The sequence below is a fragment of the Dokdonia sp. 4H-3-7-5 genome, from assembly GCF_000212355.1.
Lineage (GTDB): Bacteria > Bacteroidota > Bacteroidia > Flavobacteriales > Flavobacteriaceae > Dokdonia.
The window spans coordinates 949,979-969,304 of the sequence record NC_015496.1 but is presented as its reverse complement, the minus strand read 5'-3'; the positions used below and the strand labels follow the sequence as shown (position 1 = coordinate 969,304).

Genomic DNA, 19,326 nt, shown 5'->3' with positions numbered 1-19,326 from the left:
ATCCAGCCATTATGGCTGGATTTTAAATTTTATATAAGCTCTATAAATTGCTTATGCCCACTCTTCTAAAGTTTTTACCTCATTTAATGCACTCTGAATGCTATTGCGTTGCTTCTCTAGTATACTTCTCGTTGAGCTAGGTAGGGACGTCTCTGCTAGCACTTCATTATATGCTTCTACTGAAGCTTTTTCTCCACGAATCGCTTCTTCTAGTGTTGACTCGTCATCATCTGTAGAAAAGGCAGTTTTTACGTCCATCCATGCTCTGTGCATATCTGCTTGGAAGCTTGTTCCCTTATCTACTTCTTGTCCAAAACTTCTTACTTCTTCCTTAATTTCATGTCCAAAGTTATATCTGTCTTGTGCACGGTTTTGAAAAAAGTTTTTTAGTCCGCGATTTTTTACATTTTCTGCTGCTTTTTTGTATCCAGCTTCTGCATCGTATGACTTAGTTAATAGACTATTTAATTTATTTGCAACTTCTTCTGTATAGTTCATAATGTGTGTTTTTGTTGTTAGTATTGATGTAAAGATATGAGCATAAAACACTATACAGAAGTAGTTTAACTACCTTTAACCAGAACGGTTTATAATTGGCTTCTTTTAACGTAAATCGATGTTAATTGTCTTAATAGTATGATAAGGCGGGAAGCAATGGAAAGTAGCACTGGTAAAACAGAATGGTTATAAGTTAGTAAACAGTCTTTCTTGATAATTTAGGTTTCTTAGCCTAAGATACGGGTAGTTGTTAGATAATTATGATAGCTACCTAGTGGAGAAAATCATTTTAATTTAGAACGAGAGGCTATAAGATGAAAGCAGATGCCTATAAAATTAGTTACGCATTAAATGAGAAACGCATTGTTGAGTACACTAGTAATTGATGGTGAATGAACCGTCGGTAATTGAAAAACCTTCAGCAGTCATAAAGCTAAATGTTCCAACAGCAATATTGTTTTCTTGATCATTTGCTATGATTGTAATCTCACCAGATATGGCATTTGAGATTCCAGAAGGAGTTGTATAAGCGGCAGAAAAATCAGGGTTAGATCCTATGTTGTAAGTGCCAGGATTGCTATTAAGAGGAAAACTTACCGCTATATTTGTTGAAGATGTGCGGCCTAAAACCGTAAGAACATTACCAGAGACAACATGATTGATAACTATTGAGTTAAAAACCGTTGTATTGATAAGAGCTTCAAAATTATCATCTACATCCTCAATTTCTGGTTGAATTACTACTGGAGTAAGGATAGGTACTCTATAAACAACACCTTTACTAAATACTACAGTATCTGAAAAAGATGGAGTAAATGCAGTAAATTTAAAATTACCAGTCACCGCACTGCTTCCATTAAATGAAAAGTCTAATAAACCACTGGCTTGTGATGACTCAGTAGTGAATACTTTGCCATTTTCATCTATATAGGTTGCGATACTAGGATTATTCTGACCGCCAAATGTAATTTGAGTCTGCGCTTGATTTTTTATTTGAAAGCTTATTACCTCTGCACCGCGTTCTCCACGTATTAATAAATCACCGTCTTCATTAAAGATTGCTCGACTGTCTTGAGTGCGCAGTAACACAGTATCACGCACCCCTTGAAGTGCAGGTGTGTTATCTTCTATGGTACTACAAGAAATAAATGTGATAATAGAGATGAGAGCAAAAAGAAAATTACGCATAATCAAAATTCAAAAATAGAGGGCAAAAGTACTTTATATTAAAGATTTAACGTGATGAGTGCCAGAAAAATTATAGTATATTTGCAGACTTATTTAAAAACGGGGTCGGGTACCCCACAAATTAACTTTTATGTCAGTTAAAATTAGATTACAGAGACACGGTAAGAAAGGTAAACCTTTTTACTGGGTTGTAGCAGCAGATGCTCGCGCAAAGAGAGATGGTAAATACTTAGAGAAAATAGGTACTTACAATCCTAACAGTAACCCAGCAACAATTGATCTTGATGTTGATCTTGCTGTAACTTGGTTACAAAACGGAGCGCAGCCTACTGAGACTGCAAAGCGTCTTCTTTCTTATAAAGGAGCAATGCTTAAAAATCACCTAGCTGGTGGTGTACGTAAAGGTGCACTTACTGAAGAGCAAGCAGAAGAAAAATTTAATGCTTGGGTAGAGGAGAAAGCTGGTAAAGTAGAAGCTAAGAAAGGAAATCTTTCTCAAGCAGAAGAAAAAGCAAAATCAGAAGCTCTTGCAGCTGAAAAAGCTGTAAATGAGGCTCGTATCGCAGCAGCTCAACCAGAAGTGGTTGCAGAGACTGAAGATGCGCCTGCAGAAGGTGAAGCAGCAGCTTCAGATTCTGAAGAGTAAAAAAAGCTAGTGGAAGTGTAATGCTTTCGCAACATTTTGAAAATGCCCTAATTTAATTATTGGGGCATTTTTTATGGTCTATGTTTATTACCACTTAATTGCTTGCAAAGTCTCTTATAGAATATGCTGGCAATGTGAGATTGCTTATCGATTAACTTTTACGTCTTTTTATAAGATATCCCGTATTTTTACACCCTATGAAAAAAGAAGATTGTTTCTACCTCGGAAAAATAGTTAGAAAGTATAGCTTTAAAGGAGAACTCCTTGCTAAACTTGATACTGACGAACCAGAAATATACGTAGACATGGACTCTGTGTTTATTGATTTTGGTCCTAGTCTTGTACCATATTTTATAGAGTCTTCTCAGTTACATAAATCTAGTTTACTTCGAGTAAAATTTGAAGATATAGATACAGAAGAGGATGCAGATGATATGATAGGCGCAGGTCTGTACTTGCCACTAGACTTACTACCTGAGTTAAAGGGAGATCAATTTTACTTCCATGAGGTAGTAGGATTTACTGCCGTAGATAAAGACTTTGGTGAGATAGGTACAATCACATATGTAAACGATAGTAACACGCAGGCTATTTTTGAAATTGACAGAGATGGTAGTCAAGTGCTTATACCTATGGTAGACGAGTTTATCAAGAAAGTAGACCGCGAAAACAAGCAAATGCACTTCGAACTTCCTGATGGACTGATTGATCTATACCTGTAGATGTCTTTAAAACCTTTTCAATTTAAAGAATTTACGGTAGCCCAAAATCGCTGCGCTATGAAAATAGGCACAGATGGTGTATTGCTTGGCGCTTGGACTTCAGTGGCTCAGTATCCAGATAGTATATTAGATATAGGCACTGGTACTGGTGTTATCGCATTAATGCTTGCGCAACGCAGTGATGCTATGACTGTAGACGCTGTAGAGCTAGATGATAGCGCTTATGAGCAGGCCGCAGATAACTTTGAAAATAGTGTGTGGGGAGACAGACTCTTTTGTTATCATGCGCATTTATACGAATTTGCAGCAGAGATAGATGATGAGTACGACCTCATTGTCTGCAATCCACCCTTTTATATGGAAACGCTCAATGATGAGTCTACAGCGTTGCAGCGTTCACGTTCTATTAAAGATGGAGCAGCTATAGAAGCTAGAGAACAAGCACGCTTAGAAGAGTCAATGCCTTTTGAATTACTCGTAGGTGCCGTGGCAAAGTTACTATCAGAAGATGGGGCGTTTAGTGTGATTATTCCTCATGAAAGGGAGGATGACTTTATATTGTTATGTTCTCGTGCTGGTTTATTTCCCTCTAGAATTACACGAGTAAAGGGGAACCCAACTTCGCCTATTAAAAGGAGTTTGATGGAGTTCCGCTTTCGCGAAAGCGTACCAAACACCACAGAACTTACTATTGAGTATAAACGTCAAGATTATACAGATGACTACATTTCTCTAGTTAAAGACTTCTATCTCAAAATGTAGTAGGAATTTTGGGCAGTGAAAACGTTTTCGTTATTTTTACTTTGCTAAAATATATGCTATGAAACCAGATCTTTTTGAAGCTCCCGATTATTACAATATAGATGACCTTCTTACCGAAGAACATAAGTTAATACGAGATGCTGCGCGTGCGTGGGTTAAGCGAGATGTTTCTCCTATAATCGAACAAGCTGCACAAGATGCAAAATTTCCAAAATCAATCATTCCTGGTCTCGCAGAGATAGGAGCTTTTGGTCCTTATATTCCTGAACAATATGGTGGTGCTGGCTTAGATCAAATTTCTTATGGTCTTATCATGCAAGAGATAGAGCGTGGTGACTCTGGTGTACGATCTACTGCATCTGTACAATCATCACTAGTTATGTATCCAATATACAAGTATGGTTCTGAAGAGCAGCGTAACAAGTTTTTACCAAAACTAGCTTCTGGCGAATTTATGGGATCCTTTGGGCTTACAGAACCAGATCACGGATCTAACCCTAGTGGAATGGTGACAAATTTTAAAGATATGGGAGACCACTATCTTCTCAATGGAGCCAAATTATGGATTTCAAACAGTCCTTTTTGTGATGTGGCTGTAGTATGGGCAAAGAATGAAGAAGGGCGCATACACGGACTTATAGTAGAAAGAGGAATGGAAGGATTTTCTACTCCAGAGACACACAATAAATGGTCACTCAGAGCAAGTGCTACAGGAGAATTAATTTTTCAAGATGTAAAAGTTCCTAAAGAAAATTTATTACCTAATAAATCCGGATTAGGCGCGCCGTTAGGTTGTCTTGATTCGGCTCGTTATGGTATTGCTTGGGGAGCTATAGGCGCTGCAATGGATTGTTATGATACTGCGTTGCGCTACGCAAAAGAGCGTATCCAGTTTGGGAAGCCTATTGCTGCATTCCAACTGCAACAAAAGAAGCTTGCAGAGATGATCACAGAGATTACAAAGGCGCAATTGCTTGCGCTAAGATTAGGCCAACTTAAAAATGAAGATAGAGCAACCTCTGCTCAAATCTCAATGGCAAAACGTAATAATGTTGAAATGGCCTTAAAAATTGCTCGCGAAGCACGACAGATATTAGGTGGTATGGGAATTACTGGAGAATACAGTATCATGCGCCACATGATGAATCTTGAGAGTGTGATTACTTATGAAGGAACACATGATATTCACCTTCTGATAACAGGCTTAGATATCACAGGCGAGAATGCTTTTAAATAGTGGTTCAGATCACAAATAAAATGCCCTTTACATTAATGTTGTAAAGGGCATTTTTATTTAATATAATGGAAGACGGTTAGCCGTTTATAGCTTCTACCATATTTATTTTTCCAGGTAACATTTGCTTAAGCATGTTTTCTATACCATTTTTAAGTGTGAATGTACTAGAAGGACATCCACTACAAGCTCCTTGAAGTATCACAGAGACGTTCTGTGTTTTTGGATCATAGTTTTTGAACATAATATTACCACCATCACTTGCAACTGCTGGTTTTACATACTCTTCAATAATATTTACTATTTCCTTAGAAATATCGTCTAAAGTCTCAAACTTTTCTTCGGCTATTGCTTCTGCTTGCTGTGGTGTTTTAAGTTGAGCTGCTGTTACAATTTCTTTACCATCCTGAATGTAATCACGTATAAACTCTCTAGTTTCAGTAACAACTTCATCCCACTCTGCAACATCATATTTTTGAACAGAAATATAGTTTTCATCAAAGAAAACCTCCTTTACATAAGGAAGGTGGAACAAAGCCTTTGCCATAGGAGCATTTGCAGTGTCATCTATACTTTTAAACTCAAAAGCTGTAGTTACAAGCTTTTTATTTGCAACAAATTTAAGCGTTGATGGGTTAGGTGTAGACTCTGCATAAACTGTTACCGGTATTTTCTTTGCAGCAACATCTTCTATGATAACAAGTCCATTGTCATTAAGATAGTCTTCTATTTGATTTGCAACTTCTTGTTGTACATCTATCCACTCTACAATGTTGTACTTTTCTATAGCAACAAAGTTTTGAGTGATATATACTGTCTTTACAAATGGAAGATAAAATAACTGTTGAGCAAGCGGCGAATTTGCAGCTTCATCTATATTTTTAAATTCGTAGCTGTTATGATTAACTAGAAACTGATCTGCCTGAAATTTTTTAATAGCAGGGTTAGAAGTTCCTTCTACAGATATACTATATGTTGACATTGATAATTTTTTTACAAAGGTATGGAAGATGGAGCGTACTTGGTATATAAAGTATAGGTAATGGCTTTATGAATATTTATGCTTTGTGTACTTCATGATATAGTTCATTCACTAATAAATAATAGCCATTTTTGAGGGTATGTGTGTCGTAGTTGGGGAGTTATATGGCGTGAGGTATTGTAAAAAGTCCTATATTTGAGAGCTATGGAAGTATTGTCTTTTATAGATTTTACTCAAGTTAAAAGTATACAGTCGTACGAGGCATTATTCCTTCGATTTGTAGCCGTATAGAAAAAGAAAAGTCCATGAGTTTAAAGAAATCCTACTTTCTAATAGCATTGTTTTTTGCACAGTTTGCGATGGCGCAAGAAGGTATTCCAGTATATCTTGATTATTTACAAGATAATTTATATTTACTTCATCCATCAATGGCTGGAGCTTCTCAAACTACTAAGTTAAGAGGGACCGCTAGATCACAATGGGCAGGTGTAGATGACGCTCCAGCACTTCAAACAGTAAGTTTAAATGGTCGAGTAGGAGATAATATAGGGGTAGGCGGTGTTCTATTTAATGATAGTAATGGCTATTTTTCTCAACAAGGGGTGAATGCTACGTTTGCATATCACTTAATGTTAGGACGTAACTATGTAGATTTAAATCAGCTTTCTTTTGGGATAAGTGCAGGAATTATTCAAGGTAAGCTTGATGAAACTAGCTTTGATCTTACAGATTTTGATCCTATTATAGCTGGTATAGAGCAGAGTGATTCTTACTTGAATATAGACTTTGGAATGTCTTACAATTTTTTAAATTTCTCAACGCACTTTACCGTTAAGAATGCAATCCCTGTGAAGCGTGATATCTTTAGTGAGGATTTTGAGCCAAATAACCAACGTCGTTATCTACTATCTATGGCATATACGATTTCTCCTAATTATTCTGAATGGAGTTTTGAACCATCAGTGATGTTTCAGGCAACAGATAGTACAGGAGAAGCTACTTTAGATGTAAACGGTAAGGCATATTATAAAACAGACTGGGGTAGATTATGGGGAGGACTTTCTTATAGAAGAAGTTTTGACGGAGCAGAATTTACTACTAATGGTGAATCTGTAGATACTCAAAAACTTCAATATGTAACACCTTTTGTAGGAGGTATGTATGATCGTTTTATGTTAGGCTATACATATTCATATCAAAGTAACTCAGTAGTGCTTACTAATGGTGGTTTTCATCAGATCACACTTGGTATCAACCTTGGTAAAAATAAAGAGCCTTATGATTGTAACTGTCCAGCTATCAACTAGCATTCGGTTAAATAATCTAGTTTAAAATGTAAAAAATCCCTCGCCAGTTATGGCGGGGGATTTTTTAGTTTGCTAACTGTAAAGGAATATAGCTCTTATTCATTTGAAGCCATTAGTGCTAGAAATTTATCAAGGTTAGGAAGAATTAAAATTCTCGTTCTTCTATTTCTTGACATATTCTCTTTACTATCATTTTCTACTAAAGGAACATAGCTACTACGTCCAGAAGCAATTAGTTTTGATGGATCTACATTGTGCTTAGTTTGCAGCTCACGTACGATTGCTGTAGCGCGCTGTACACTTAAATCCCAGTTGTCTTTGAGGTATGAACCTTTCTTTACAGTACGGCTATCTGTGTGACCTTCTACCATTACTTCTACAGCTGGTTCGGAATTTACAACGGCAGCAATACGTCTCAAAAGAGCATCTGCTTCCTTGCTTACTCTATAACTCCCAGAGCGGAATAGCATTTTATCTGAAATAGAAATCTGTACTACAGTATCATCTATGTCAATGTTAATATCATCAAGTGCATTGGCGCCGTAAATATCTTTATTAAGGTTACGTTTAAGTTTATGAGAAACTGCAAGATTCATAGAGTCCTCTAGAGTTTGTGCTTGTGCTAGTTCACTAGGATCTACATTTGCGAGTGCTGCTCTTAACTTCTGCTTTGTGTTTTCTGACATTACAGTACCATTCGTAGTAATTTCAAATTTAGCATCGTTAGAAGCTTGCAAATCTACGTTAGTGTCACGTAGAGAATTGATTTTAGTATTGTAATCATCTACACGTTGCTCTATAGCTGCATATTTTGCTTCTATTTCCTCTTTTTCTACTTTAGTTTTAGTCAAAGTAACTTTTGTAGTGTCATACTCAGATTGAAGTTGAGTGTATTTCTTTTTAGAAACGCAAGAGGTAAGTGCTCCAGCGGTCATTGCAATAAGTAGGGTATTCTTTGTAACTCTTGAAATAATCATAAGTGTTTAGTTTAGTGTTTACTTCTTAGTTATACGGTGAGAGGTTTTTATGTAGACGTTAAGAATATCACAAAGTCAAACACCTTGCAGATGCTGTGTCATGCAAAGTGTTTATAATGAGTGTTTTGTGTTGATTATTCCCAGCTATAGTTTTTTGCATGACCTTGCTTTTTTATAGCGTCTACTAGTGCATTGCGCAATTCATTATCTTTAGTATTGGTTTTAGATTCAAGAAATTCTTTACGTTTAATGTTGAGCTTGGCAATTTCCCCTTGTATTCTTGTTCGCTGTTTCTTTTTCTCATAGACATACTTTCTTATTTCTTTTTCGGTTTTTCCTTTGAGTTCTTTAGGTAGGCTAGTTTCTTTAAGTTCTACTACCACAGCTTCATTTTCTTCCATCGCATCTACAAGGTCCCAGCTGGTATTTTTATATAGTCTAGAGCTTTTACTTACTGCTCTTTTTACAGCATTTGCATTACCATAAGATTGTGCATTGCTGTCTTGACTACTTTGCAGAGCAAGCTTAGATGAGGCGAGATTTCCATATCCTACATAGGTTTTGTTAAGCTCTTCATTCTTTTGTAAGATCTTATCGTCATATGGTGATGGTACGTGTACAGTAGCGCGATCACTATTTATTGCTATGTAATCTCCTTGAGTAAGTGATGCGCCATCTTTCCAATTTGTGTTGAGCCCTTCATTATAATCACCACAAAAAATTGTGTTTATAGTGACATCCTTTCCGCAGGCATTGCTGGCAGCATCTTGGTAACGCACTGGGCCTTGATCAAAAGGCTCATTACCTGCTATAAAAATAAGGTTGAGGTCATTTTTATTTTTACCCCACTCTAGTTGGTTAAGCGAATTTTCAATCACATTACCGCAGTACTCGTTACCTCCATTTGTTGTGAGAGAAAAGAGGTTTTTAGAAATTTCATCAAGATCTGTACTGAAGGAATTTACCATACGTATATATCCTTCTCTAGCATTAAGCCTGTCATTTCCATATTCATAAAGTGCAATTTTAAGGTCTGGACGGCTTTCATTTCCGCACTTAGCTTCTGCTAGATCGTTGACTAGCTCCCACAATTGTGCTCGTGCTTGATCTATAAGACCATCCATACTATTAGAAGTATCTAAAAGTAGAGCTACTTTAATGGTATTTTGAACGGGATCTTTTGTAAAAGATGGGATATGATTTTTTTCCGCTTTCGCGAAAGCGTACTCAACCCCATGTAAGTTTGTTGCGAGTAGTCCATTGTGCATAGCTAGTGTAATTGCTAGGATAAAAAGAGTTTTCATTTGCTGATTTTTATGATGAATAGAGTTTAAAATTATCATTATGAAAAGTCAAATTTTAGGTAGAATGAGGGAATAGGACGTATGAATGAGTAAACGACCTTAGATGATTAGTAAAAGGAACGTTTTTGTACGTAAAAGCATGAAAATAGGCGTGTTTGCTTCTTTTATGATTTTAAGATGCTATTTTTTTAGAGTAAGTTTGAATACAATGAAAACTAGAAATAACATATTATTTATACTTATTCTTTTATTAGGATCGTATACAGCTTTTGCACAACAAGAACGTGAGGCGGTTAGTAGGAGCACTAATAGAGTTTTTACATTGAAGGGAAGTATACTTGATACTGAGTATATGAAGCCTGTTGCCAAGGCAAATGTAGAGGTAACTGGTGGGGCCTACACCACCTCAGGGAGTGATGGTGAATTTAGAATAGCCGCCAAAGTAGGTGATGAGCTTGTAATACGTAGTGAAGATTTTGAGACGGTATTTTATACGATAAAGGATCAACAACGCATAAAATTAGAGGTGCGACCTATAGAAAAAATAGTGGAGTTTGAGGAGGTTTCAGATCTTCAAGCGCCACCTATTACTTTTAACTCCCTCATTAATCAAGCAAGGCAGATTTATAAAAAAAATGCTGCTGCTGGGGTTGATAAAGTTGCACAAGCACTTTCTGTCCCTACCATTTCAACAAGTGAACGAGCTAAAAGTTTTAAATTACTGGGAGATATTTATAGTCACTGGAAGCAGTACGATCTTGCGGTGACTAATTATAAGTTGAGCATTAAAAATGAGGCAAGTGTTGCAGTAGAAATTGCGCTTGCTCAGGCATATTACAATAATAAGAACTATCAGGAATGTATAAGATTATACACCAGGCTTGCAGAGATGAATCTTACTGCAACACAACAAATAACTGTAAAGGAAGGACTAGGTGATGCTTATGTTGCAACTGGAGACTATGTAACTTCTATTACAAATTATGAAGAGGTGGAGAAAAAAGTCACCCAACTTCAAAAGCCATCAGACGCAGCAAGGCTTAATACAAAGATAGGAGATGCTTATGATCAACAAGGTGCGCCTCAAGCAGCTGCTTTAAATTACTCTAAGGCTGCCGAGTTATCTAATATCGAAAAAACAGAGTCTGCTGTAAGAGCAAAGACAAAAGTAGCAGATTATTATAGTAGGAATAAATCTTATGATGCAGAGATTGAACTGCGTAAATCTGCTATAGAAGATATTAATCTTGTGGCACCAGATGCTATAGCTAATGATGATGTGATCACTGTCCAAAAGCAAAACTACAAGATAGGGTTTGCCCTGGCAGCACAAAATAAATATGAAGAGTCTATTCCTTTTTTAGAGAAGAGTATAGAAGAAGCACGTGATAAGGAAGACATTGTAGTCGAGAAAAATGCAAGACGCAGACTCTCTGAAGTATATCGTGATAAGGGCGATATCGATAAAGCAAAGGAAGCTTACGAAGCATACAAAAACATTGTAGACCTTAGTTATAGTCGCAAGGAGCAAGAAATCTCTCAAGCAACACGCTTTGCAAAGGACATTACCGAAAAGCAGAATAGAATTATTAGTCTTGAAAAAGACAGACAGCTTAATGAAAATCGATATCAGCTTGCTTTCCAAGAACAAGAACTTGTAGAGGCTAGAGATACCAGGCAAAAAGTAATTATTGGATCTCTCATACTTGTTACAGCATTATTGCTACTTACGGCATTTTCTATGTATAGAAGTAGTAAGAAGCAGCAATATGCAAATAACCTCCTTGCTCTTAAAAGTTTGCGTTCACAAATGAATCCGCATTTTATTTTTAATGCGTTGAACTCGGTTAATAGTTTTATAGCTACTAATGATGAGCGTACGGCAAATAAATATCTTTCAGATTTCTCTACCCTCATGAGAGCCGTGCTAGAGAATAGTGAGGAAGATTTTATACCGCTATCTAGCGAGATAGATCTTATCAAGAGGTACACGATGCTAGAGCATTTTAGATTTAAAGATCGTTTTGATTATGAGATAGAGGTAGATGAAGCGCTAGATGTAAGCTCTTTTATGATTCCGCCTATGTTATTGCAGCCCTATGTAGAAAATGCTGTGTGGCATGGAATGCGTTACAAAGAAGAGAAAGGTATGCTGCGCATTAGTTTTGATCAAAAGGATGAAAATACGGCAATGATAACCGTCTCAGATGATGGAGTAGGACGTACACGTAGTAAAGCATTAAAGACTGAGAACCAAAAGAAACAAAAATCTAAGGGGATGGGAAATATTAAAAAGCGAATTGCCATTCTCAATGAGATGTACGGTGATCGTATCGCTGTCACTGTCTCTGATGTATTTGATTCAGGAGAAGGAACAAAAGTGACGCTCACGCTTAAAAAAGTATAATACATGAAGCTCAAAACCATTATAGTAGAAGATGAAGAGACTAGTAGAGAGATCTTACGTAACTATCTCACTAAGTACTGCCCTAAAGTTGATATTGTAGGTGAGGCAGCAAATGTTGATGAAGCGTTGATACTCATAAGAAATCATGAACTTGATTTGGTATTTCTAGATGTAGAGATGCCTAAGGGAAATGCTTTTGATTTGCTGGAGCAAGTAGGCGACCGTAGTTTTGAGACGGTTTTTGTAACGGCATATAATCAGTATGCGATGGACGCGCTTAATACGCACGCATCTTACTATTTACTAAAGCCAGTTTCAATAGATGAACTCATTAAGGCGGTAGATTACGTAAGTGAGATCAAGACAAAAGAGAATGCTTTAGATAATAAAGTGCTCACTGCACATACCATTGATAAGCAGGGTAAAATTACTATCCCAGTACAAGATGGTTTTGAAGTACTATCTGCACAAGATATTTTATATTGCAAAGCAGATGATAACTACACAGAGATTTTCCTGAAAAATAACGAGAAGAAATTGGTAAGTAAAACACTAAAGTTTTTTCAAGATGCGCTTACAGATTTTGGATTTGCACGTGTTCATAAATCATATTTAGTGAACGTAAATGAAATCACCGCCTATAAAAAGGGTAAAGGAGGAAGCGTCGTATTAAGTAGCGGGAAAGAAGTGATGGTTTCTGCTAGTCAAAAAGCAAACTTACTCACGTATTTTCAATAATTAATCCGACTAAAAATCAAGTTTCTTGATAGTGATATCAAGTGGAGGTGTTACGCTTTCGCGAAAGCGTACTAATACTTTTTTTAAAATACTGGGATCCCCATTTGTAAATAATTGATGATTTCCAGTCGTTGCAGTTTCCAAGGCTTTTATTTCTGTAAGAACAGACTTAGTCTGGCGAGCAACGGCTAGTCCAGAATCTATGATAGTAACTTCTTCAGGTAATAACTCAGTTAGAAGCGGGATGAGGTATGGATAGTGACTGCATCCTAAAACCAGATAATCGATTTTCTGGGTAATCATAGGAGCTACATATGACTTAAGAAGTTCTTTTAAAACGGAACTCTCAAGATCTCCCCTCTCAATAAGCGGTACGAGGCCTTCTCCTATAACTTCTATAACTTTAGTTCCCTGTGTCCATTTTTCTGAAGTATCTTGAAATAGAGTGCTGTTTAGCGTTCCTTTGGTCGCTAGAATACCAATGGTCTTATTTTTAGAATTGAGTGCCGCAGGCTTGATAGCTGGTTCAATACCTATAAATGGGATGTCATAATTTTTCCTGAGGTAGTCAATGGCGTTAGTGGTTGCGGTATTGCAAGCAACAACAATAATTTTTGCGCCTAGTTGTATAAGCTTTTCTGTGTTTTTTACAGATAGCGCAATTATTTCCTCTTTTGATTTTGCACCGTAAGGAGCATGCTTACTATCGGCAAGGTATATGGTGTTTTCATACGGTAGGTGTGTGACTACTTCTTTCCAGATGGAAGTGCCGCCTATACCACTATCAAAAAGTCCAATGTTACCTTTGTGTTGCATGTATCTAAAATAAAAAACTGCCCTTTAAAAAGGGCAGTTTTCAATATTTGTTTTCGCTTAAGCGAAAGAATATTTTAAAATTATATTCCTAAAGAAGCTTTTGCATCTGGCATTAAATCATAACCATCTGCCATGATAACTCCTCCAGCTCCAGGTGTAGAATCAAGTACGAAGTCATATCCTTTTGCTCTTGCAACTTTTTGAATAGCTACTCTTGCTTTTTCAATGATAGGCTTGATGAGTTCTTGCTCTTTAGTTTGAAGTGTTTGTAATGCCGTTTGTTGGTACTTTGCAATGTTAGTACGAGTTTCTTGAACTTCCTGCATGCGTCTTCCATTTTCCTCATCAGTTTGAGTTTCTGCCTCACGGTTATAACGCTCGTATGTTTTTTGAAGCTCTGCACCCATTGCAGAAATTTCTGTGTCATATGATTTCTGTAGCTTTTCTAGCTCAGACATTGCATTCTTATATGTAGGCATAGCTTCTACAAGAGACTGTGAGTTAATGTGTGCAACTTTGCTTTGTGCTTGCATAGCGCTACTCATTCCTACGATAAGTGCAATCGCTGCTAATACTTTTGTAAACTGTTTCATTTTAATCTAATTTGAGTTAAGTGTAATAATTAATAAGGGTTATCTACCGTCTCCGTCATTTCCATTTTGTGCTGGAGGCGTAGTTTTCTTTTTCCTTGCTTCTAAAATTGAATCTCTTTTTGCCTTTCTTACAGCAATAATAGAATCTTTTTTTCTTTTTCTATCTGCAATTGCAGCTTCTTTGGCTGCTTTAGCATTTGCAGGATCCGTGCCTAATGTTGGCGTGCCCCTGCCACTAGGTGTTGTTGTCCTTGCTTCACGCACAGCTTGTATAGAGTCTTTCTTGCGCTGGCGTTCTTCAAGTAATAATCTTCTTCTCTCTTGAAAAGCCGCTTGACGTTCTGCTTTTTGCGTTTCTCTATCTTTATTACGGGCTTCAAGTGCTGCATCACGTTCGGCAGTCTTTGCGTTTATTGCTCGTTGTCTTTCTTGACTAGCTTTATCTTGCTCAACCGTTTTTGCCTCATCGATATCAAAATCTTTTTCATCTTTCTTACTGTTGATTTGATTACGTTTTGCAGCTCTAGTAATACTTCTAAGGACTTGGTCGCTTATGTTTAATCTGTCTGCAGTATATAACATCATTAAGTCTGATGATTTATCAAAGACAAGGTCAAACTTTTTTGCTGCAGATATTTCTTGTACAGCGTTAAATACTTGGTCTTGTACTGGCTCAACAAGCTGTCTTCTTTGGATAGCTAAATCTCCACCTGGTCCAAAACGTTTCTGTTGATATTCTAGTATTTGATCTCTTTCAAAAGTAATTTCTTCATCGCGTTCCTCAATAAGTTCTTTTGTGAGTAACGCTCTTTCATTATCCAGTTGCTTTTTCATTGCAGCAACTTCTTCAAGTCTAGTTTCAATCTCACCTTTCCATTTTCCTACTTTATCATCTAATTGTGTAGATGCTTCTTGGTATTCAGGAACATTTTCAAGTATGTAATCCATATCAATATATCCTATACGTACGCCACTAGCTCTTTGAGCTTCTAGTGAAGTAGATAGCAACATTGTTGCGATTAGTAAAAGAAAAACAGGTGTCTTCATAATTTCAGAATTGCATTAGAAATAATCGTGCCAAAAATTAGAACTGCTGACCAATAATGAAGTGTGTTTCCCATCCATTTGCTCCTACAGTACCAGGAATTGGGTCGAATCCATATCCAAAATCCAATCCTAATAAACCAAAGGCTGGCATAAATATACGAATTCCTGCCCCAGCAGATCTACTCAATTGAAACGGGTTATAGTCTCTAAAATTGTCATAAGATGATCCAGCCTCTGCAAAAGTTAATGCGTAAATAGTGGCCTGAGGATTAAATGAAATAGGGTAGCGTAGTTCTAAACTGAATTTATTATAAATAGTTGCACCATCGTTAGCTTGATTCGTACTAGAAAGTGCGGCTCCTCTATCTATAGGAGTCACTGCTTGATTAGGATAACCTCTAAGTCTCACTATCTCTCTACCATCTAGTGAGAAACCACCTAGTCCATCTCCTCCTAAGAAGAAACGCTCAAATGGAGGTACGCCTCTATCTTGATTATAAGCTCCAAGCCATCCAAATTCAATTCCCGTTTGTAGGACAAATTTGCCGACTATCGGAGTATACCATTTACCATCAAATTTCACTTTATAATATTCTAGCCAATTAAAACGCTCTTGGTCAATACGGCCTATCTCGTCACTATCTTGATTCTCCACAGCTACCTCGCGATCTGCAGCAAGTTGTTTGTAGTCTGTGCCGTTCCAAGCAGAGTACGGTAGTGTAAGTTTTGCTGTAAAACTTATTTCTGATCCACCAGTTGGGAAAATACGTCCACCAAAAACTTCCTGACGACTTAAACCTACAGTATATGCTAAGTTTTCTGATGATCCATTACCAAAGGTAAAAAGGCCAGTGTTATAGTTTTGTAAATCAAAGTGCTGGAAACTTATAGCATGCGAAAGGAAAAAGTTCCTATCTGGCCAAGAAAGACGTTTTGAAAGCCCTATCGAACCACCTGTAATTAAAAACTTTCTGTCTCTATCAACACGATCGCTAGCATTACCACTATTAATTCCTGTAAATAGATACTGTATCGTATGTGAAAAAGAGGTTGAAAATTGCACTGGTTGTTTCCCTCCGAACCATGGATCTGTAAGTGAAGCACTATATGTCTGAAAAAACTGACTTGCTTGTGCTCTTAAAGAGAATTTCTGACCATCTCCCATAGGAAGAGGCTGATATGCATCCTTATTAAATATGTTTTGAATAGAGAAGTTATTGAAAGAAAGTCCAAGTGTTCCTACAAAACCACCACCGCCAAAACCTCCTTGAAGTTCTATCTGGCTGGCACCTTGTTCTACTACATTGTACTCTAAATCTACTGTACCAGCTACAGCGTCAAAATTATCAAAATTAGGAGTGAGTTGTTGTGCGTCAAAAAATCCTAATTGTCCGAGCTCTCTAATTGTTCTTACTACTGCATCTTTACTATAACGTTGCCCAGGCTTTGTAAGTAATTCTCTATAAATTACTTTATCCTTAGTTTTATCGTTACCTTTTACAGTTACCTTGTTAAAATAGGCGAGTTTTCCTTCTGAAATACGTACTTCAAAATCAATAGTGTCATTTTGGACACTTGTCTCTACTGCATTAATATTAGAGAAGAGATAACCACTATTTTGGTAAAGATTTGCAATGTTGTCTGAATCTGGATCTGTATCATCTTGTATACGTTCTTTTAGCAGAACTCCATTGTACACATCTCCTTTAAATAGTCCTAGTTGGCGGCTTAATTGGTCATCTGTATACACAGAGTTTCCTATAAAGTCGATATCACCTATGTAATATCTATTACCTTCCTCTACATTAATTTCAAGAGTAATACTTTTGTCATTATTTTTAATAATGGTATCAGATATTACACGTGCATCACGGTACCCTTTTTCTTTATATTTATTTATAAGAGCAACTTTATCTTCTTCGTAATCTGCTTTGATAAATTTTGATCGTTTCCATACACGCCAGATTTTTTTCTCTTTGGTTTTTTTCATAGAACCTAAAAGAGTTCCTCTTTTTAACTTCTCGCGCCCTGTGATATTGATGTCGGCTATTTTTACGCGCTCACCTTTATCAATATTTACAGTCATGTTGACTTTATTTGTACCTATACTATCTGCAGTCGGAACAGTATTGATAAAAACCTTAGAGTTAAGATATCCTTTTTTCTTGTAAGTATTCTCAATGTAATTTTTAGCTGTAGTTTCTAGATTTTCTGTAACCTTAGCCCCTTTATTAAGTCCGTTGTCCTTAATAAAATTAGCCCCTTTTTTCTGCTTAATTCCTTTAAATCTTACTTCATTAAGCTCTGGGACTTCTTTGATGTCTAGCTGTAAGTCTACTTTATTTCCATTTATATCAGTAACATATAGATTAATATCTGAAAAAAGTTCTAGCGACCATAGTTTTTTGATTACGTCTGTAATCTTTTGTCCAGGTAGAAATATCTGTTCTCCTACACGTAATCCTGTAAATGCAATTACGGTATTCTCATTATAAGTGGATACGCCACTTACTTTGATGTCTGCAATTTCATATTTAACTTCAGGATCTAGCGGTAATTCTCTTTGCGCTTGTGCAAAAGTGAAGCTCAAAAGGGCTAAAAAAATCATCCATTTGCCTGTCACTTTTGAAAAAGTAGACGCACTATTTAATTTGTTCACTTGTCTTTCCAAATCTTCGTTCTCTTTTCTGATAATTGTAAATAGCGTCATGTAAATGTTCCTTTCTAAAATCTGGCCACAATATTTCTGTAAAATAAAACTCAGCATAGGCTATCTGCCACAACAAAAAATTACTAATTCGTTGCTCTCCACTCGTACGAATTAACAAATCTACATCCGGCATATCATGGGTGTAAAGATGCTCATTTATACAAGATTCATCTATTTCAGCTGGCGAAATTAGGTTATTTTTAACTTTATCGCTTATTTCTTTGACAGTTTTTATTAGTTCTTCTCTGCTTCCGTAACTTAATGCAAGTGTGAGCTTAAGCCTTTTGTTGTTCTTCGTTTTTTCTATAACCTCGTTGAGTTCTCTTTGCGCTTTTTTAGGTAAAGAGCTCGTATTACCAATAGTGTTGAGGGAAACATCGTTGTCTTGTAAAGTAGAAATTTCTTTCTTTAAAGAAGATACAAGAAGATTCATGAGCGTGTCTACTTCTGCCTTAGGGCGATTCCAATTTTCTGTAGAAAAAGCATAAAGGGTTAGGTAAGGTACACCAAGTTCGGCTGCCGCTTCTACCGCTTCTCTTACTGCTTTAGACCCTTTCTTGTGACCTACAGCTCTAAGAAGGCCTTGTTTTTTTGCCCACCTACCATTACCATCCATAATAATGGCAATGTGCTGGGGTAACTTTTCTTTATTAATCTGGGCAAGTACGTCCATTATATTATTAAAATCCGCAGTAACAAGGTCTACGGCCAAAGGTAAAACTCACGGTTAATCCCGTGAATACATACCAATCATTATTATTTTTATTTCCTAAACTTAGCGCATCTTCTCCCGCAGGATCGCTGCCATCTATATTATCTGTAAATGTATAACGTGCACCACCTTCCAGAGCTATGACCATCTTACTATTTACTGCTACTTTATAACCTAATACTATTGGAATTGCAACGTCTAGCGCGTTTCCACTCGCTGTAACACCATTTATATTTGAAATATTTTCTTGATTAAAGACTGTAAGACCAGTATATAAATATGGCGCGTTTGCGTTACGATCTTTAAACATGTCAAATTCCCAAAAGGTATATTCTAAGCCTAATGAAACCTCCTGAAGACTATTAGTAAAGGATAATCCTCTGCTCTGTCTCCTAGCCTCATGGCTATCTTCGTCACTTCCTTCCAACTCTGTGAACAGTGCTGTAAATCTAAATGAATGTCTGGAGCTTCTATTCCACTTAAAAATAGCGCCAAAAACAGGCTTATTTGGAGAAAAGTAGCTAGTAGACCCTATGTCACTTACAACATTAGATCCTCCTAAAAACCCTCCTATTTCATAAGTCTGAGCTTGTGTTTTAGTATTCCAAAAAATGGCGATCAAAATAATCGTCAAGTACTTCATATAGCGTTAAAAGTTTGCAAATATAACAATTCTGTGTTGG

The 19,326-nt window shown here is 36.7% G+C and carries 18 protein-coding genes; 7 read left to right on the top strand and 11 right to left on the bottom strand.

The window, feature by feature from the left end; all coding sequences use genetic code 11:
* Positions 1-51: 51 nt before the first annotated feature.
* On the bottom strand, positions 52-498 hold the full coding sequence (locus KRODI_RS04265; RefSeq protein ID WP_013750342.1) for a ferritin-like domain-containing protein: 447 nt from the start codon (positions 496-498) through the stop codon (positions 52-54).
* A gap of 375 nt (positions 499-873) precedes the next feature.
* Entirely contained in the window at positions 874-1,686 is an 813-nt protein-coding gene (locus KRODI_RS04260; protein ID WP_013750341.1) for a DUF6252 family protein, read from the bottom strand.
* Between the two features lie 130 nt (positions 1,687-1,816).
* Between KRODI_RS04260 and KRODI_RS04255 the strand changes: the two genes are divergently transcribed.
* From KRODI_RS04255 to KRODI_RS04240, 4 genes are all read left to right on the top strand, one after another.
* Positions 1,817-2,332, top strand: a complete 516-nt coding sequence (locus tag KRODI_RS04255; protein ID WP_013750340.1) for a 30S ribosomal protein S16 — start codon at positions 1,817-1,819, stop codon at positions 2,330-2,332.
* A 197-nt stretch (positions 2,333-2,529) separates the two neighbouring features.
* Positions 2,530-3,054 (top strand): ribosome maturation factor RimM, encoded by a 525-nt coding sequence (gene rimM, locus KRODI_RS04250; RefSeq protein WP_013750339.1) that lies wholly within the window; start codon positions 2,530-2,532, stop codon positions 3,052-3,054.
* 57 nt (positions 3,055-3,111) lie between these two features.
* On the top strand, positions 3,112-3,816 hold the full coding sequence (locus KRODI_RS04245) for a tRNA1(Val) (adenine(37)-N6)-methyltransferase (RefSeq protein ID WP_237699381.1): 705 nt from the start codon (positions 3,112-3,114) through the stop codon (positions 3,814-3,816).
* Between the two features lie 58 nt (positions 3,817-3,874).
* Positions 3,875-5,053: an acyl-CoA dehydrogenase family protein gene (locus tag KRODI_RS04240; protein ID WP_013750337.1), complete on the top strand. Its 1,179-nt coding sequence runs from the start codon at positions 3,875-3,877 to the stop codon at positions 5,051-5,053.
* Between the two features lie 76 nt (positions 5,054-5,129).
* Here KRODI_RS04240 and KRODI_RS04235 read toward each other — a convergent pair whose 3' ends face one another.
* Positions 5,130-6,032: a NifU family protein gene (locus KRODI_RS04235; RefSeq protein WP_013750336.1), complete on the bottom strand. Its 903-nt coding sequence runs from the start codon at positions 6,030-6,032 to the stop codon at positions 5,130-5,132.
* A gap of 305 nt (positions 6,033-6,337) precedes the next feature.
* Between KRODI_RS04235 and KRODI_RS04230 the strand changes: the two genes are divergently transcribed.
* Positions 6,338-7,339, top strand: coding sequence for a type IX secretion system membrane protein PorP/SprF (locus KRODI_RS04230; RefSeq protein ID WP_013750335.1), 1,002 nt, complete (start codon positions 6,338-6,340; stop codon positions 7,337-7,339).
* A 95-nt stretch (positions 7,340-7,434) separates the two neighbouring features.
* Here KRODI_RS04230 and KRODI_RS04225 read toward each other — a convergent pair whose 3' ends face one another.
* Entirely contained in the window at positions 7,435-8,316 is an 882-nt protein-coding gene (locus KRODI_RS04225; RefSeq protein WP_013750334.1) for a flagellar motor protein MotB, read from the bottom strand.
* Between the two features lie 134 nt (positions 8,317-8,450).
* Positions 8,451-9,620 carry a VWA domain-containing protein gene (locus KRODI_RS04220; RefSeq protein ID WP_013750333.1) on the bottom strand — a complete coding sequence of 390 codons (1,170 nt, stop codon included), beginning with the start codon at positions 9,618-9,620 and terminating at the stop codon, positions 8,451-8,453.
* Between the two features lie 208 nt (positions 9,621-9,828).
* On the opposite strand from KRODI_RS04220, the gene KRODI_RS04215 reads away from it, so the two are divergent.
* The gene (locus KRODI_RS04215) at positions 9,829-12,027 is read left to right on the top strand and encodes a histidine kinase (RefSeq protein WP_041295793.1); all 2,199 of its coding nucleotides are present in this window, start codon (positions 9,829-9,831) and stop codon (positions 12,025-12,027) included.
* A 3-nt stretch (positions 12,028-12,030) separates the two neighbouring features.
* A complete protein-coding gene (locus tag KRODI_RS04210) occupies positions 12,031-12,765 on the top strand; it encodes a LytR/AlgR family response regulator transcription factor (protein ID WP_013750331.1) in 735 nt (244 codons plus the stop codon).
* Between the two features lie 9 nt (positions 12,766-12,774).
* Here KRODI_RS04210 and murI read toward each other — a convergent pair whose 3' ends face one another.
* The 6 genes from murI to KRODI_RS04180 form a co-directional block, all read right to left on the bottom strand.
* Complete coding sequence (murI, locus tag KRODI_RS04205) at positions 12,775-13,581, bottom strand: glutamate racemase (RefSeq protein ID WP_013750330.1); 807 nt, start codon at positions 13,579-13,581, stop codon at positions 12,775-12,777.
* Positions 13,582-13,661: 80 nt separating this feature from the next.
* On the bottom strand, positions 13,662-14,174 hold the full coding sequence (locus KRODI_RS04200) for an OmpH family outer membrane protein (RefSeq protein ID WP_013750329.1): 513 nt from the start codon (positions 14,172-14,174) through the stop codon (positions 13,662-13,664).
* 39 nt (positions 14,175-14,213) lie between these two features.
* A complete protein-coding gene (locus KRODI_RS04195) occupies positions 14,214-15,221 on the bottom strand; it encodes an OmpH family outer membrane protein (protein WP_013750328.1) in 1,008 nt (335 codons plus the stop codon).
* Positions 15,222-15,258: 37 nt separating this feature from the next.
* Complete coding sequence (locus KRODI_RS04190) at positions 15,259-17,931, bottom strand: outer membrane protein assembly factor (protein WP_041295616.1); 2,673 nt, start codon at positions 17,929-17,931, stop codon at positions 15,259-15,261.
* A complete protein-coding gene (locus KRODI_RS04185; protein WP_013750326.1) occupies positions 17,864-18,604 on the bottom strand; it encodes an isoprenyl transferase in 741 nt (246 codons plus the stop codon). The genes KRODI_RS04190 and KRODI_RS04185 overlap by 68 nt, the downstream gene beginning before the upstream one ends.
* 7 nt (positions 18,605-18,611) lie before the next feature.
* A complete protein-coding gene (locus KRODI_RS04180) occupies positions 18,612-19,286 on the bottom strand; it encodes a DUF6089 family protein (RefSeq protein ID WP_013750325.1) in 675 nt (224 codons plus the stop codon).
* Positions 19,287-19,326: the final 40 nt, after the last annotated feature.

Coding starts and splice junctions, on each gene's coding strand:
- KRODI_RS04265 (WP_013750342.1), bottom strand. CDS start 498: ATGAACTATACAGAAGAAGTTGCAAATAAATTAAATAGTCTATTAACT.
- KRODI_RS04260 (WP_013750341.1), bottom strand. CDS start 1,686: ATGCGTAATTTTCTTTTTGCTCTCATCTCTATTATCACATTTATTTCT.
- KRODI_RS04255 (WP_013750340.1), top strand. CDS start 1,817: ATGTCAGTTAAAATTAGATTACAGAGACACGGTAAGAAAGGTAAACCT.
- rimM (WP_013750339.1), top strand. CDS start 2,530: ATGAAAAAAGAAGATTGTTTCTACCTCGGAAAAATAGTTAGAAAGTAT.
- KRODI_RS04245 (WP_237699381.1), top strand. CDS start 3,112: ATGAAAATAGGCACAGATGGTGTATTGCTTGGCGCTTGGACTTCAGTG.
- KRODI_RS04240 (WP_013750337.1), top strand. CDS start 3,875: ATGAAACCAGATCTTTTTGAAGCTCCCGATTATTACAATATAGATGAC.
- KRODI_RS04235 (WP_013750336.1), bottom strand. CDS start 6,032: ATGTCAACATATAGTATATCTGTAGAAGGAACTTCTAACCCTGCTATT.
- KRODI_RS04230 (WP_013750335.1), top strand. CDS start 6,338: ATGAGTTTAAAGAAATCCTACTTTCTAATAGCATTGTTTTTTGCACAG.
- KRODI_RS04225 (WP_013750334.1), bottom strand. CDS start 8,316: ATGATTATTTCAAGAGTTACAAAGAATACCCTACTTATTGCAATGACC.
- KRODI_RS04220 (WP_013750333.1), bottom strand. CDS start 9,620: ATGAAAACTCTTTTTATCCTAGCAATTACACTAGCTATGCACAATGGA.
- KRODI_RS04215 (WP_041295793.1), top strand. CDS start 9,829: ATGAAAACTAGAAATAACATATTATTTATACTTATTCTTTTATTAGGA.
- KRODI_RS04210 (WP_013750331.1), top strand. CDS start 12,031: ATGAAGCTCAAAACCATTATAGTAGAAGATGAAGAGACTAGTAGAGAG.
- murI (WP_013750330.1), bottom strand. CDS start 13,581: ATGCAACACAAAGGTAACATTGGACTTTTTGATAGTGGTATAGGCGGC.
- KRODI_RS04200 (WP_013750329.1), bottom strand. CDS start 14,174: ATGAAACAGTTTACAAAAGTATTAGCAGCGATTGCACTTATCGTAGGA.
- KRODI_RS04195 (WP_013750328.1), bottom strand. CDS start 15,221: ATGAAGACACCTGTTTTTCTTTTACTAATCGCAACAATGTTGCTATCT.
- KRODI_RS04190 (WP_041295616.1), bottom strand. CDS start 17,931: ATGACGCTATTTACAATTATCAGAAAAGAGAACGAAGATTTGGAAAGA.
- KRODI_RS04185 (WP_013750326.1), bottom strand. CDS start 18,604: ATGGACGTACTTGCCCAGATTAATAAAGAAAAGTTACCCCAGCACATT.
- KRODI_RS04180 (WP_013750325.1), bottom strand. CDS start 19,286: ATGAAGTACTTGACGATTATTTTGATCGCCATTTTTTGGAATACTAAA.